This window comes from Mycolicibacterium sp. HS_4_1 (genome assembly GCF_054515875.1).
The window spans coordinates 1,500,590-1,513,938 of the sequence record NZ_CM137261.1; the positions used below are offsets into that span (position 1 = coordinate 1,500,590).

The window sequence follows — 13,349 nt, forward strand, 5'->3', positions numbered from 1 at the left end:
TCCGATCAGTGCTTGTCGCCATGTTGATCGTCGGTTCGTCGCTGACCGGGCTGCTCGCATGGTTTAGCTGGCAGGACCGGCAGGGGCGTCACACGACGACGCGCAACAACCTCTACATCGAAGTCGGAAAACAAGCGGCGCTGAACCTGACCACGATCAGCTACCGCGACGTCGATGCACAGGTGCAGCGCATCCTGGCCTCATCAACCGGCAGCTTCCATGACGATTTCCAACAGCGTGCCACGCCGTTCGTGGACGTGGTGAAAAAAGCGCAATCCCAATCGATCGGGACGGTCACCGCCGCGGGCCTGGAATCGGTTGACGGCGATCAAGCCCGGGTCCTGGTGGCGGTATCGGTGACGACGACGATTGGGACTGGTCCGCAACAAGATCCGCGTGGTTGGCGGATGCGCATCGATGTCACCCGCGACGGTCAGGAAGGGATCAAAGTGTCCAACGTGGAGTTCGTACCATGACCGATGATGCCGCAGGCGGCGCGCGGGCCGCTGATGTGCTTGTGGCCGTCGCCGATGGCGGGGTGGACACCGACGCCGCCACAGTCGCTGGCGTCGACGGTATCGGCGCTGACCGCGCAGCCGACTCGCCACCTGGCGACGAGGACCACGAGGCCGCACACCAGATCGATGAGTCGACCGTTAAACCCGTGCTGGTAGAACGTCGTTGGATGCGGCTGCTCGCATATCGGCTGCTGCCCTTGGTCATTGTTGTGCTCGCGGCTGCGACCGGTTTCATGAAATGGGACGAAGGGTCAGTGCGCCAGGGACAGCTGCCCAACGTCGAGGCTGCTAGCGCCGCACGTGAGGGGACCGTGGCGATCTTGTCCTATGGTGCCGATTCTGTGGAGCGTGACCTGAGTGCCGCGACGTCTCGACTCACCGGGGACTTCCGCGACTCCTACACCAAGCTGATCCACGATGTGGTGATCCCGGGCGCGCGTACACACAAAGTGTCAGCGACAGCGGCTGTGCCCGCGGTGGCGTCAGTGTCGGCGAGCGGACAACATGCCGAACTGTTGGTGTTCGTCAACCAGACCGTCACGATCGGCGACGGCGTCCCGACGAGCACCGCGTCGACGGTGCGGGTGACAGTCGACAAGCGCGACGGGCGCTGGCTCATCTCGGCTTTCAATCCCATCTGATGAATGCGGTGAATCGATGAAACCCGCGAGGAGTCGGCTCGTTCAGGCCGTAGCTGGTGTCAGTATAGGGCTGACCGGGGTGTTTCCAGTAGCGCCTGCTGCCGCTGATGACACCGCGTATTTGGTGAATGTGACGGTGCGGCCCGGCTACAACTTCGGTAGCGCAGCCCAAGCACTCGAACACGGTCACCGCGTCTGCGACACGATCGAGGCCGGAAAGGCCTACGCGCACATTGTGGCGGGTATCGAAGCCGATTTCGCAACTGATGATGAGTTCCAGGCTGCCTATCTGATTTCGCAGGCTGCCAACGAACTCTGCCCTGCCGACATCTGGCAGTTGCGTCAGTCCGCGGCCGGCTACCGGGTGCCGGCGCCGCGAAAACCGGAAGGAACGCCGCAATGATCGCCCTCAGCGGTGGCGGGGCAACGATATTCGCCGCCGCCGCGGTGGTGGCCAGCGCCGTGGCGTCCGCGCCGGTCGCCGGCGCTGACAACTCGCGATTGAACAACAGCGTTGTGTCCAACGTCTTCACGGTGCAGCGCCAACACGGCTGTACCGCTGACATTGCCGTCAATCCGGCGTTGCGGCTGGCTGCCCAATGGCACACCGACGACGTCTTGAACAACCGGGCGCTCGATGCCGATGTCGGCACTGATGGTTCGACCGTGCAGGACCGAGCCCGCGCCGCGGGATTCCGGGGCGCGGTTGCCGAGACGGTCGCCGTCAACGAATCACTGGCGATCAACAACCTCGACATCATCAACCAGTGGTTCTACCGGCCCGACTATCTGGCCATCATGTCGGACTGTGCGCATACGCAGATCGGCGTGTGGTCGGAAAACAGCTTCGACCGAAGCGTGGTCGTCGCGGTGTACGGCCACCCTGCGCCATAAAACCGACGGGGGCGATCGAGGCGGGACCTGGGCCGGGAAAACGCGCTCTCCAGCACCGACGCTCATGTGCGCCACCCCGCGCATGCCTGGGTTCAGGCCGGCATTGCCTACTCGTTGTTGTCTGGACCGGGTGTCGCGGTCATCTTCCGGTGATACCGGGCGATGGGGTGGTTGGGATCGGGTGCGATACGCGAAAGCAGGTCGGCCAGCTCGTCGACTTGGTCGTCATCGAGGGTATCGAAAACCAGGGAGCGCACCGTCTCGACATGCCCCGGTGCTGCGGCGGTGAGCTTGGCCAGTCCAGCCGGGGCGAGCACTGCCTCGGCTGTTCGTCCGTCAGTGGAGCTGGATCGCCGCTATATCAGCTCGGCATCCTCCAGTCGCTTGAGGGTCTTGCCGGCATTGGTGCACATCGCGCCAGGAGTGGTTCCGGTGGCCGCAGCCGCCCCCGCGGCGATGATGGCAGGTGCCGTCGTCGTGCATCTGCGTTGTAAAGAGGGGGTTGCCGCGATTCCGGCATTGGTGCTGTGCGTGCTGGCGGTGGCGCTGGCGTGGGCACGTTTTGGCTCCTACGCGTTCGCGAAGTAGCAGCGGCCGGATCGACCTCCTGTGGGTCGACGCGGTTGGCGACACGTTTGAGGCGTTCGGCAACGCTCAAGTCGTGAGCGGCAGCTGCGAGGATTTGGATTGAGCTCGGTTGGCCATGGTGATGCCGTGACAGTTGACGGGATCGAGACGGCACAACCCGTCGCCGGTGACCGCACGGCCGGACAGGGACCCTCGTCGCATGCGTGGCAGCGAGGAGGGTCCCTGCCGGTCCGTGCGGGCTGCGCGTCCGTGCCCTAGACCGCACCTGCGTCGGAGCCGGCGGCGCGCTCGAATGCCAGCGTGTCGCAAATCTGCTGCCGCAGAGCCTTTTTGTCGGTCTTGGATACGTTCGTCCGGGGAATCGCGTCGATCCACTCCAGCCGTTCTGGCCACTTGAATTGGGCTACCCCGAGGCGTCGCAGGTGAGCGCGTGCGTCATCGAGGGTGATGGGACTGTTGACTGCGACGAGGTAGGCGCACATCTTCTCGCCGAGTCGTTCGTCGGGCATTGCGACCACGGCGGCGTCGGCGATGTCGTTGTGCTGCAACAGCAATAGCTCGATCTCTTCGGCGTTGATCTTCTCTCCACCGCGATTGATCACATCTTTGATCCGTCCTTCGATCGATAGGTACCGAATCCCGTTGTGGGACTGGATCGTTCCGAGGTCGCCTGTGCGGTAGAAGCCGTCAGGTGTGAACGCTGCCTGATTGCGGTCCGGCTCGTCGAAGTATCCGCAGATGGTGTACGGGCCGCGGCAGGCAACTTCGCCGATACCGCCGTCGGCCACTTCCGAGGGAGAATCCGGATCAAGGATGCGCACCTCGTCACCCGGTGTCAGCGGGGTGCCCACCGTCGAGCGCCGCGCAGCTTCGGGGCTGTCGCGGCGGGTGGATGAAAAGAAGCCTTCGGCCATGCCGTAAAGCTGCCCAATCCAGGTCCCGTGGTGAACTGCGGCGTCGAAAACTTCGCTGGGCAGCTTGGATCCCGAGAACAGGAGCGTCGAGAGCTGGCTCATGAACTCCGTGCCCCTGGCGGCGTGCAACATTTCGGTGTGCACGATGCCGATGAGCGTGTCGTTCACCCCCGCCTCGATCATGAAATCGATCGCCGCGTCCAGGCCGGCTGGCGGCAGCACCAATGTGGCGCCGACGGCGTGTGCGCCGTGTACGGCGCATACGATCCCCGCGTTGTGAATGAAGGGCAGCAGGTGTGCGACCGACGATTGCTCCGTACGACCGAGTCGCTGCGCGAAGAACAAGGCATTGTTCCAGTACTCGGCATGTAGTCGCGGGATGACCTTGGACGTTCCGGTCGTCCCGCCGGAAAGCTGGTAGACGGCAACATCTTCGGGGTCGATCTGCGCCTGGATGGCTGCGACTGTGCGACGAGCCGAGTCGCCGTCGATCTCGCGGCCGAGGAGGTCGAAATCGACCACATCGGGGCGGTGCAACGCGCCGCCTACGGCGAATACATGGCGCAGGGTCGACGATGATCCCCGCTGCTGGCATGCAAACGTGACGAAATCGAACTTGGGAGAGGCCGTCTCCACCAGGTGGGCGGCCGCGCCCACTTTGTCGCTGATCGCGGCGATCTCATGGTGTCGATGTGCCGGCAGCGTCGCAACCGGAATGAGGCCCGCTTTCAGTACGGCATACCACGCGAGCACCGATGTCAGACGATTGCCGAGTTGGAACAGGACCGACTGTCCTGGTTGCAGCCCCATCGAAGCCAGCGCCGCGGCGATCTGGTCGGTACGTGCGTCCAGCTCGGCATAGGTCATCGAACCGTCCGGCGCGATGACTGCGCTGTGATTCGGATATTCGACGGCGATCGCATGGAAGCGCTCAGCGGTGGGTTGTGCGTTCCACATCGACGTCTGCCGATAGGCGGCTGCGCGATCATACGGAAACCGAACGAGGCGTTCGTCGATTCCACTGCCGGCCATGGTCATTGCTGCTCCTTTGCGCCAACTCCCGTTCTAGCGGACGTGTGGTGCCCGCCACAGGGATGCCTGTTGACGTTAGCGTATAGTATTGGACGCAAATGTAAAAGATGCAGTTCAGCGTGTTAAATGATGCTTCCCCGGGCCGCAGAGACGCGCCCACACCAATGAAGGAGATGCAGTGGTTCACCGAATTGGGCTGATCGTGCCGAGCTCGAACGTCACGGTGGAAAGCGAGGTCCCGGCGCTCCTGGGCTTGCACCGATCGGCACGGTTTTCGTTTCATTCGTCGCGCATGCGGATGCACGAGGTGTCTCCCGAGCAGCTCGCAGCCATGAACGCCCAACGTGAACGCTGCGTGTTGGAGGTTGCCGACGCTTCGCCGGAAGTGATCCTCTACGCATGCCTGGTCGCGGTCATGGTTGGCGGCCCGGGTGCCCACGAACACGTCGAGTCGGCCCTGGCTGAGCAGCTTGCCGCCGGCGGTTCACCAGCGCATGTGCGATCGAGTGCGGGGGCTCTGATCGAAGCGCTCACCGGTCTGAGCGCGCGCCGCATCGCGATGGTGATGCCGTACATGCGGCCACTGGCCAAGACTGTCGTCGACTATGTCGAGGCAGAAGGGTTCACGGTGGCTGACTGGCGGGCGCTGGAGGTCTCCGACAACCGCGAGGTCGGCTGCATCTCAGGCGACCGTGTGATCGCAGCAGCCCGGTCGATGGACTTGAGTTCTGTTGACGCCCTAGTTATCTCGGCGTGCGTGCAGATGCCGTCGATGGCGCTCGTCGCCGCAGCCGAAGCAGAATTCGGCATCCCGGTCATCTCGGCCGCGACCGCCGGCGTCTACAGCATCCTGCGCAGTCTCGGTCTTCCGGTGGCAATCCCGGGCGCCGGCTCCCTGCTGGCCGCCGATGACACGGTGCTGGCCTAAAACGAAAGGACTGATTGAATGACTTCGCTTGAGCATTTGGCCCGCGGCGTGGACCACGTCGCCTACCCAACCTTTGATCCCGCCGGCACCGTTCGGTTCTACCGAGATGTGTTGGGCTTCCCGGTAGTGCATTCGATCTGTGCAGCCGGTTGGGGACCGGACAAGCATCCGGACTTCATTCATTTCTTCTTCGACATCGGCAACAACGACCGGCTCGCGTTCTTCTACTACTTCGGTCTGCAGCCATTCGACGGCGGACCGGCGGGGGATTCCTATTCGCGGTTCGCCCAAACGGTGCCGCCGTATTTCATTCGGTCACGTCATCTGGCCATCCATGTCGACTCTGACGCCGCGCTCACGGAGTATCAACGGCGTCTGGATGCCAGCGAGTGGTCCTGCGAGCTTCGGCTGCAACACGAAACGATCGAATCGATCTACACCCATGACCCGAACGGGTACATGATCGAATTCGCCCGAGCGTTGCGTCCTGTCACGCCTCAAGAGGACCTCGACGCCGCGTTGACCATCGACGCACTTGTCGATGTCGTATCGAGACCGGACCCTTCGATGCACCGTCTGCTGGAGCGCAAAGCTGAACTGATCACCGAACGCGCCGCGCAGTGGCAGAGCGAAACATCGTGGACGCCAGTCGAATACGAGGCAGGTGTTTAATGGCGACGGCATTGTTCATCCTCGACGTACCCGAAAACTCTCCGATTGCCGCGCTGGCTGGCGCAACGCCAGGTGCCCGCATCGATCGGACCGGACCGTATTTCCGGATCACGTCCGACTCGGTTATCGAAGTGGACCGCCGCGCCACGCAGTGCCGCCACGCCGTGTGGTACAGCGGCATCGCCGGCGTACTCGGCGGTCGAATCATTCAGTGGGACAAGGATGCATTGAAGGTGGCAGGACAATGACCTTGAGCAGCACGGCCCCAGTAGAGACCACGGTTCATCAGCTGACTACCCACGACCGTGCCACCATCGACGGCACACTGCACACAGTGCGCGGATCGAACACGGTCGTCACGATCATGCACCCCCGTCAAGACGTCACCCACCACCCGATAATCCCCGAACTGGTGTGGCAGGGGTACTCGGTGTGGACACAGACCGCGAGGTCGGTAAACAACGACCTGACCCTGCAGCATGAGCAGGCCCTGCTCGACGTCGCCGCCGGGCAATGTTTCCTCCGGGACCGTGGATTTGAGTCGGTGATCACCTTCGGGCATTCCGGTGGTGGAGCCCTGTTCGCCTTCTATCATCAACAGGCTTGTGCGGCACCACACGACCGGTACGCCAGCACGCCGGCCGGTCAACCGGTCGACCTTGCGGGCGCGACCATGCCGGTACCCGACGCGGCGGTTTTCCTTGCCCCGCATCCCGGGCAGGGAAAACTCCTGGAGCAGTTGATCGACCCGTCGGTCATCGACGAGACCGACCCGTTGTCAGTCGATCCATCCCTTAACGCCTTCGAGCCGATCAACGGGTTCGCCGCACCACCGCAATCGTCGTCGTTCACAGGTGAGTTCATCGACCACTACCGGCAGGCTCAACGCGAACGCGTCCGCCGCATCGACGATCTCGCGCTCGCTCTGGCTCAACGTTCACAGTCTGCCGATGACCGACGAGAAACGTTGGCGCCCAGGATCATCCCGATCTACCGCACCGACGCCGACCTCCGCTGCATCGATCTCACCATTGACCCCAACGACCGGCCCTACGGCTCCCTGTACAGCCGCCGACCGGACCTGTCCAACTACGGCCTGCCCGGATTTGCGCGGCTATGCACGCCCCAGTCATGGTTGTCGACTTGGTCGGCCAACTACTCCCGGGCAGGCTTTGTCGACTGCGCCCCGGGCGTACAGGCCCCGACGTTGTTCATCGAGCTCACCGGCGACCAAGCTTGCTTTCCGCGTCACGCCGACGACATGTTCAAGGTCGTGGGCGCACTGGATAAAACGCACATCCGCGTCCGTGGCCGTCATTTCGGCGGACCCATTGCCAACGGGGAACCGAGCGGAATCGACTCGGCAGCAGCGCAGCTGACCCCGTGGTTGCAGGCGCGGTTTCCCGCAGCAATAAACGGTGCGCCATCGTGACCATCTACCGCCTCGGCGACGTTGAACCGACGATCCACCCGAGCGCCTTCATTCACCCCGCGGCGGTGGTGATCGGCGCGGTGCAGATCGGCGCGCAGTCCTCGATCTGGCCGGGCGCGGTACTGCGCGCGGATTTCGGCAAGATCATCGTGGGTGACCGCACCTCCGTGCAGGACGGCACCGTGATCCACGCAGCCCAGCAATGGCCCACCATCATCGGCGCCGACTGCGTAGTCGGCCATAACGCACACCTTGAAGGCGCGGTGATCGAAGACGGATGTCTCATCGGATCTATGTCCACCAGCCTGCAACGAGTTGTCGTCAGGCACAATTCGCTCGTCGCGGCATCCGCATTGCTGACCGAGGGCGTCATCGTGCCTGCCAACTCTCGGGCACTGGGCGCTCCCGCCCGCGTCCTAGCGCACGCTGACCCTGAGCGGTTCGCCAGCGTGCTGCGTGCCGGCGTCGAGCAATACGTACGCAACGCCGAGCGCCTTTCGTCAGTCGAGCCAGCGCATCGGCTGAGGGCCGGTTAGTCGTCCAGCATCGCCTTGAGGCGGCTCACGTCCTCTTCAAGCAGACGTAAGGCTTGCTGGGTCCCGCCCGTGCTCGATGCGACGGTGCGCGGATCCTGCAAGCCGGCCACGGCTAGATCAGCGATCTCGGACGCAATGTCGGCCTCAGACCGCGGATCGCCGGGATGGTGCCACCACGCGATCCAGTTGACCATGCCGATGACGCCCAGAGCAGCGATCCGGGCATCGAGCGGACGCAGCTCGCCAGTTTTGATGCCTTCTTCGATGACGGCGACAAAGGCATGAAGGACACGTCTGCGGCCCTGGTCGTACTCTTCGGCAATGTCGCTGGGCAATTCGGCCTCGGAACGGAGCATGAGCCGAAAACGTGCAGGGTCCTGGGCCTGACGTAGCGCACTATTAGCGACCATCTGGCGCAGACGTTCCACCGGAGTGCGTGCGGTGTCGCTGCCCACGGCCTCGAGCGCATCGGCAATATCGAAGGTGACTTGGCGAACCAGTTTTGCCAACAGGTCGTTCTTGCTGTTGACGTAGTAGTACAGCGCCGGGCGGGTCAGGCCCGCCGCTCGTGCGATGTCCTGCAGATTCGTGCCGGCGAAGCCACGCTCGGCGAACAGGCGGATGGCGCTCTCGAAAATCTGCTTCTCAACCAAATCCCGGCGCGCTGTCGTACATTGCTGCTCGTCAGTCTCCGCGCCGGTCATCGGGTTGCCTGCGGTTTTGCCCGGCGGATGTGCGAGCTCATGACTGCATGATAGCCACGGGGTGGCTCTCGAATGTGCTCGCCGGATCATGCGGTCGGGCGGCAACGGCGGCCAGCGGGGTACGCATCGAGACCAGACCTGCCACCAGGTCATCGCGATGATCGGGCAGTCCTTCCACGACCGTTGTGTGGCCGGTTGCGAGCCGTAGGCGTTCGGCGACGTCCAACCGTGACAGAAGACTGGAGCGCTGCGGTGGTCCGCTGAGCCACAGGACGGTCTGCGCGGTGATGCCGGCGGTGGACCGGGCAACTAACGCGTCGCCTTCCGGCGACCACGCATCAGTCACCGTGACATCGACGTGCCGAACATACATTCCGTCCAAGTCGTCGGCAGAGATGATGCGCTGCTGAAAAAGCCTGCCGTTCAGCGTGATCTGCTGATCGATGACCCAGTCGTCCAGCGTGCCGTCAGCGACCGGGCTGGCATCACGACCCGCATACAGGCTCATTGCAGCGCGAGTCAGCGTGGGCGCGCCGCGGCTGAACTTTTCGACGCTGAACTTGCCCGCACGTGTCATGTACGACATCAAGAGCGATTCGACAGGCAGATCGAGCCGTTGCGGGAAAGAGTCCCACCAGGATGCGCTGCGTCGGGCGATGTCCTGCAGGTGTTCGACGGCCGGCCGTCGCGTCTGCTCGTACCACTGCAGCGCCGTGGCCAGATCGTCGTGCTGTATGAGCGCCCGATCAAGCGCGATCGCGTCCTCCATCGCCAGCTTGGTGCCCGAGCCAATTGAGTAGTGGGCAGTGTGCGCGGCATCGCCCAGAAGGACGATATTTCCGCACGACCAGTTCGTGCAGCTGACCGTGCGGAAACGCTGCCAGCGTGTGCGGTTTCCGATCAGCGGATGGGAATTGAGTTCCTCGGCGAAGACCTCTTGGAGATAACCAAGTGCGGCGGTGTCGCTGTCGGCTGGCGCCACGTCGGCGGTGGTCTGGGCGAATCCAGCGTTGAGCCAAGTCTGGTGGTCGGTTTCGATCAGGAACGTCGAGCGGTTGGGGGCATACGGATACGCGTGCGCGGTGAAGACCCCGTGGTCGGTGTGCACGGGGGAGAAGACAGCGCGGGCAAGCGCGAAATCTGTTCCGCACCACAAGTAGTGGCTGCGTCCATCGGTGACGGTCGTGCCGAACTCGGATTTATGGTCTTCGCGCGTCTGGCTGCCGGCCCCATCCGCAGCGATGACCAGGTCAGCGTCGATATCCGCTGCGCTCCCACGCCCCCCGTATCGCATACGCACCCCCGCATCGGTGGCACATCGATTCAGTACTTCCAGCAGCGTGGTACGTGCGATGGAGCGCAGATTGTCCTGGGGCAGATGGACCGTGTTGGGGCCCACCCGCATCGACATCTCGTGCGAGTAGGACGCGTTGACGATCGCCTCAAGACTGGCGGGATCAGCGTCGTTGAGGTTGCGTTGTGTGCCGGCCGCGATGCCGACCCCGAAGCCAAACGTTTGTTCTGGCTGGCTTTGTTCGATGACCTCCACGTCAGCGTCGGGATGACTGAGCTTGAGGAGCCGCGCGGCGTACAAGCCACCAGGTCCGCCGCCCAACACCGCGATTCTGCGTAGATTCATTTTGCCCATGCCTTCCTATTGGCCTTCATCTCTCCCCAGTGCAACAGACTGGTGATGACGCCCAGATTACCAGCATGTTTGAAAGATGTGTTGAATAGTTGACACATAAGACAACACAGCATTAGTGTTCCTGATCACAAGCGAAGAGCGCCCGTGTCGGACGGCGAGGGGGTCTGAGCGCAGCGGTGCATCGCAGTGTCAACAACCGATTGCACTCTGATGCCCAGCTCGCGTCGGCTCGCCGTCACACGGAAAACACAAGCCCGGGTGGCCGGTCCGCAGCGCTCGTCTGCGCCCGTCACCGGTAAGGAGAACAACTTGACCCAGCAGCTCACCCCGACGGCACGCAATAACTTTGTCGCGCATGCGTACCCAGAAAGGCAGGTCGACCTCGGTGAGGTCATTCTGAACTACGCCGAAGCGGGCTCGCCCGCGATGCCGGCGCTGGTCCTATTGCCCGAGCAGACGGGATCGTGGTGGAGCTACGAACCGGTAATGGGTCTGCTCGCCGAACACTTCCACGTTTTCGCCCTCGACCTTCGCGGGCAGGGACGCAGCACCTGGACACCCAAGCGCTACAGCCTCGACAACTTCGGCAATGACGTTGTGCGATTCATCGCCACCGTGATCAATCAGCCGGTCGTCGTGGCCGGCAACTCGTCCGGCGGTCTCCTGGGCGCATGGCTGTCGGCTTTCGCGCTGCCGGGACAGATCCGAGGTGCCTTATGCGAAGACCCGCCGTTCTTCTCCTCCGAGTTGACGCCCCCATATGGGCACTCAATTCGGCAATCAGTGGGGCCGTTGTTCCAGCTTTACCGTGATCACCTCGGCGATCAGTGGTCGATCGGTGACTGGCCCGGATTTGTTGCCGCCGCGCAGGCATCGCCGGCAAAAGTCGTGAGCCTTTTCCCGTCGCCCGACGATGTGCCGCAAAACCTGAAAGAGTACGACCCGGAATGGGGCCGGGCCTTCTTTGAGGGAACCGTGGCGCTGAACTGCCCCCACGACCGCATGCTCGCGCAAGTCAAGACCCCAATCTTGTTGACCCACCACTTCCGCACCGTCGACCCCGACACTGGTGACCTCATCGGCGCGATGTCGGACTACCAAGCAGAAAAGGCGCTCTCAACCCTGCGCAGCGCTGGCGTTCCCGTCGAGTACCAATCGATGCCCGACGCGCTGCACATGATGCACACCTTCGACCCGCTTCGGTACGCGAACGTCCTGACCACGTGGGCCGCGAGTCTGCCCCCGATCGCCGACAGCGCAACATCGAACCGAAACTGAACCGGGCGAACCGGCCGAGATCAAACACGCCGACACCGCCTTGAGCGGATCCCTTCGATCGCGGGAGGCTCCCGTGACCAGCACACAACCACCCCAAGCGGTGGGCGTATCGACGTGCACAACCATGTGGTGCCGCCTCGGTGGTGGCAGTGGCCACTCGACCTTGGGCTGACCTCACGTGGTCTCGACATCCCCGAATGGACTGTCGATGGGGCACTCGAACTGATGGAAAAGGCGACGATCGGTACGGCGATCCTGTCGGCACCGACCCCCCCGGGGTGGAGCCGGCGCGCAGCGCAGAAAACACAATGCAGCACAGGCTTTATGGCAGCCCGGCGGCAAGTCCAGGCATTGGTGCGTCGGGCACTTTTTGTGTTACCGATCCTGCGGATCACGCAACCACTCGCCGGACTCGAAGGGAAAGAAAAATATGACCATTGTTCCGATCGCGGTCGACGTCGATGGCATCGTGATGTCAGGAATCTACGCCAGCCCTGAAAATCCGCCGCGCGCACTAATTGTTGCGCTGCACGGTGGCTCTGTAACGTCTCGAATCTACGATCAACACATCCCAGGTGATTCATCCTACTTAGACCTGGCCGCACAATTGGGCTTCGCCGCAGTCGCAGTCGATCGACCAGGATACGGTGCGAGTTCAGGTATCAGCCCAGACAAAACCTGCTTCGACGAGCAGATCGTCATCCTGCGAAATGCCATTGCTGACCTGTGGGGTCGGATCGGCGGCGAGAGCGCCGGCGTTGTTCTAACCGGAAACTCAATCGGCGGAATGCTGGCACTGTGCCTTGCCGCGGAGAACTGTAACTTCCCGCTGCTCGGAGTCAGCGCCCACAGCGCAGGCTATAACTGGATTCCCGGCTTCGCTACGGAGCTCCAAGGCCGCATGGATCGCGAAGCGTCGACCCATATCGATCCCCGGGGTCGGAGTGCCGTCGTCTTCGGGCCCGATTGGACGTGGCCGCCGGAGGCTGCACAATCGGTGCTCGACAATTCTGCGCCAGCCCCTGTGGGGGAACTACATGACGCGCTTCAATGGTCGCAACGACTCGGCCGAATCGCCGGATCGATTGCGGTTCCGGTGCGAGTCGCGATCGCGGAGTACGACGACCGGTGGTCATCGACGCCGCCACACCTGCGGGCATTGCAGAAGCTCTTCACCGCGGCTCCGCTGGTCGAGGTTCGCCAGCAACGCTTCGCAGGCCATCAGCTGAGCGCAAACTATGCCGCTCGTGCTTTCTATCTTCACGAGCTTGCCTTCGCCGAAGAATGCCGACTTGCCGCTATCACGTCCGCCTTTAGTCCGCTTCCGCATCGGCCCGCCTCATAGGACGAACCGCGCAACCGCCTCACCTGGACCGGAAATTTGTACGCTTTCACGACAGCCTCGCATTTACAACTGACAGGACTTGCTATCACGTCGCGTTCAGTCGCTTGCCTGAGCTCCTGGGACGTCCTACTGCCACTCTCAGTCTCGGCAGTCCTTGACGATTGGACGCTTCATCCGAGATGCCGTCCCGGAAGACGCTTCGCGTCCGGCGGCTTCACG

At 63.0% G+C, this 13,349-nt stretch carries 16 protein-coding genes; 12 read left to right on the forward strand and 4 right to left on the reverse strand.

The features are described from left to right. Positions 1–8: 8 nt before the first annotated feature. From ACX12F_RS07170 to ACX12F_RS07185, 4 genes are read left to right on the forward strand one after another with little or no spacing between them, the layout of a single operon-like run. Positions 9–476, forward strand: coding sequence for an Rv1363c family protein (locus ACX12F_RS07170; protein ID WP_459368917.1), 468 nt, complete (start codon positions 9–11; stop codon positions 474–476). Then, positions 473–1,159, forward strand: coding sequence for an Rv1363c family protein (locus tag ACX12F_RS07175; protein ID WP_459368918.1), 687 nt, complete (start codon positions 473–475; stop codon positions 1,157–1,159). Before ACX12F_RS07170 ends, ACX12F_RS07175 begins: the two co-directional genes overlap by 4 nt. Positions 1,160–1,175: 16 nt before the next feature. Then, on the forward strand, positions 1,176–1,562 hold the full coding sequence (locus ACX12F_RS07180; RefSeq protein ID WP_459368919.1) for a DUF732 domain-containing protein: 387 nt from the start codon (positions 1,176–1,178) through the stop codon (positions 1,560–1,562). Next, positions 1,559–2,053 carry a CAP domain-containing protein gene (locus ACX12F_RS07185; protein ID WP_459368920.1) on the forward strand — a complete coding sequence of 165 codons (495 nt, stop codon included), beginning with the start codon at positions 1,559–1,561 and terminating at the stop codon, positions 2,051–2,053. Before ACX12F_RS07180 ends, ACX12F_RS07185 begins: the two co-directional genes overlap by 4 nt. Positions 2,054–2,160: 107 nt before the next feature. On the opposite strand, the gene ACX12F_RS07190 is transcribed toward ACX12F_RS07185, so the two are convergent. Then, on the reverse strand, positions 2,161–2,370 hold the full coding sequence (locus tag ACX12F_RS07190; protein WP_459368921.1) for a winged helix DNA-binding protein: 210 nt from the start codon (positions 2,368–2,370) through the stop codon (positions 2,161–2,163). A 67-nt stretch (positions 2,371–2,437) separates the two neighbouring features. Here ACX12F_RS07190 and ACX12F_RS07195 point away from each other — a divergent pair, with 67 nt between their 5' ends. Next, positions 2,438–2,641 carry a hypothetical protein gene (locus ACX12F_RS07195; RefSeq protein WP_459368922.1) on the forward strand — a complete coding sequence of 68 codons (204 nt, stop codon included), beginning with the start codon at positions 2,438–2,440 and terminating at the stop codon, positions 2,639–2,641. 254 nt (positions 2,642–2,895) lie between these two features. On the opposite strand, the gene ACX12F_RS07200 is transcribed toward ACX12F_RS07195, so the two are convergent. Then, a complete protein-coding gene (locus ACX12F_RS07200) occupies positions 2,896–4,593 on the reverse strand; it encodes an AMP-binding protein (protein WP_459368923.1) in 1,698 nt (565 codons plus the stop codon). A gap of 172 nt (positions 4,594–4,765) precedes the next feature. Between ACX12F_RS07200 and ACX12F_RS07205 the strand changes: the two genes are divergently transcribed. From ACX12F_RS07205 to ACX12F_RS07225, 5 genes are read left to right on the forward strand one after another with little or no spacing between them, the layout of a single operon-like run. Continuing rightward, a complete protein-coding gene (locus tag ACX12F_RS07205) occupies positions 4,766–5,515 on the forward strand; it encodes a maleate cis-trans isomerase family protein (RefSeq protein ID WP_459368924.1) in 750 nt (249 codons plus the stop codon). Between the two features lie 18 nt (positions 5,516–5,533). Further along, positions 5,534–6,187, forward strand: coding sequence for a VOC family protein (locus ACX12F_RS07210; RefSeq protein WP_459368925.1), 654 nt, complete (start codon positions 5,534–5,536; stop codon positions 6,185–6,187). After that, positions 6,187–6,435 carry a hypothetical protein gene (locus ACX12F_RS07215; RefSeq protein ID WP_459368926.1) on the forward strand — a complete coding sequence of 83 codons (249 nt, stop codon included), beginning with the start codon at positions 6,187–6,189 and terminating at the stop codon, positions 6,433–6,435. The genes ACX12F_RS07210 and ACX12F_RS07215 overlap by 1 nt, the downstream gene beginning before the upstream one ends. After that, a complete protein-coding gene (locus ACX12F_RS07220; protein ID WP_459368927.1) occupies positions 6,432–7,619 on the forward strand; it encodes an alpha/beta hydrolase in 1,188 nt (395 codons plus the stop codon). The genes ACX12F_RS07215 and ACX12F_RS07220 overlap by 4 nt, the downstream gene beginning before the upstream one ends. After that, positions 7,616–8,155, forward strand: coding sequence for a gamma carbonic anhydrase family protein (locus tag ACX12F_RS07225; RefSeq protein WP_459368928.1), 540 nt, complete (start codon positions 7,616–7,618; stop codon positions 8,153–8,155). Before ACX12F_RS07220 ends, ACX12F_RS07225 begins: the two co-directional genes overlap by 4 nt. On the opposite strand, the gene ACX12F_RS07230 is transcribed toward ACX12F_RS07225, so the two are convergent. Then, entirely contained in the window at positions 8,152–8,859 is a 708-nt protein-coding gene (locus ACX12F_RS07230) for a TetR/AcrR family transcriptional regulator (protein WP_459368929.1), read from the reverse strand. The two genes, ACX12F_RS07225 and ACX12F_RS07230, sit on opposite strands and share 4 nt — an antisense overlap. Before the next feature lie 37 nt (positions 8,860–8,896). After that, positions 8,897–10,453 carry an FAD-dependent monooxygenase gene (locus ACX12F_RS07235; RefSeq protein ID WP_459368930.1) on the reverse strand — a complete coding sequence of 519 codons (1,557 nt, stop codon included), beginning with the start codon at positions 10,451–10,453 and terminating at the stop codon, positions 8,897–8,899. 312 nt (positions 10,454–10,765) lie between these two features. On the opposite strand from ACX12F_RS07235, the gene ACX12F_RS07240 reads away from it, so the two are divergent. After that, complete coding sequence (locus ACX12F_RS07240) at positions 10,766–11,785, forward strand: alpha/beta hydrolase (RefSeq protein WP_459368931.1); 1,020 nt, start codon at positions 10,766–10,768, stop codon at positions 11,783–11,785. 430 nt (positions 11,786–12,215) lie between these two features. Further along, on the forward strand, positions 12,216–13,130 hold the full coding sequence (locus ACX12F_RS07245) for an alpha/beta fold hydrolase (protein WP_459368932.1): 915 nt from the start codon (positions 12,216–12,218) through the stop codon (positions 13,128–13,130). The last annotated feature ends 219 nt before the right edge of the window (positions 13,131–13,349 follow it).

Bases quoted from the DNA above. Each gene is read 5' to 3' on its own strand.
- ACX12F_RS07175 (WP_459368918.1), top strand. From the start codon at position 473: ATGACCGATGATGCCGCAGGCGGCGCGCGGGCCGCTGATGTGCTTGTG.
- ACX12F_RS07180 (WP_459368919.1), top strand. From the start codon at position 1,176: ATGAAACCCGCGAGGAGTCGGCTCGTTCAGGCCGTAGCTGGTGTCAGT.
- ACX12F_RS07185 (WP_459368920.1), top strand. From the start codon at position 1,559: ATGATCGCCCTCAGCGGTGGCGGGGCAACGATATTCGCCGCCGCCGCG.
- ACX12F_RS07200 (WP_459368923.1), bottom strand. From the start codon at position 4,593: ATGACCATGGCCGGCAGTGGAATCGACGAACGCCTCGTTCGGTTTCCG.
- ACX12F_RS07210 (WP_459368925.1), top strand. From the start codon at position 5,534: ATGACTTCGCTTGAGCATTTGGCCCGCGGCGTGGACCACGTCGCCTAC.
- ACX12F_RS07215 (WP_459368926.1), top strand. From the start codon at position 6,187: ATGGCGACGGCATTGTTCATCCTCGACGTACCCGAAAACTCTCCGATT.
- ACX12F_RS07220 (WP_459368927.1), top strand. From the start codon at position 6,432: ATGACCTTGAGCAGCACGGCCCCAGTAGAGACCACGGTTCATCAGCTG.
- ACX12F_RS07230 (WP_459368929.1), bottom strand. From the start codon at position 8,859: ATGACCGGCGCGGAGACTGACGAGCAGCAATGTACGACAGCGCGCCGG.
- ACX12F_RS07245 (WP_459368932.1), top strand. From the start codon at position 12,216: ATGACCATTGTTCCGATCGCGGTCGACGTCGATGGCATCGTGATGTCA.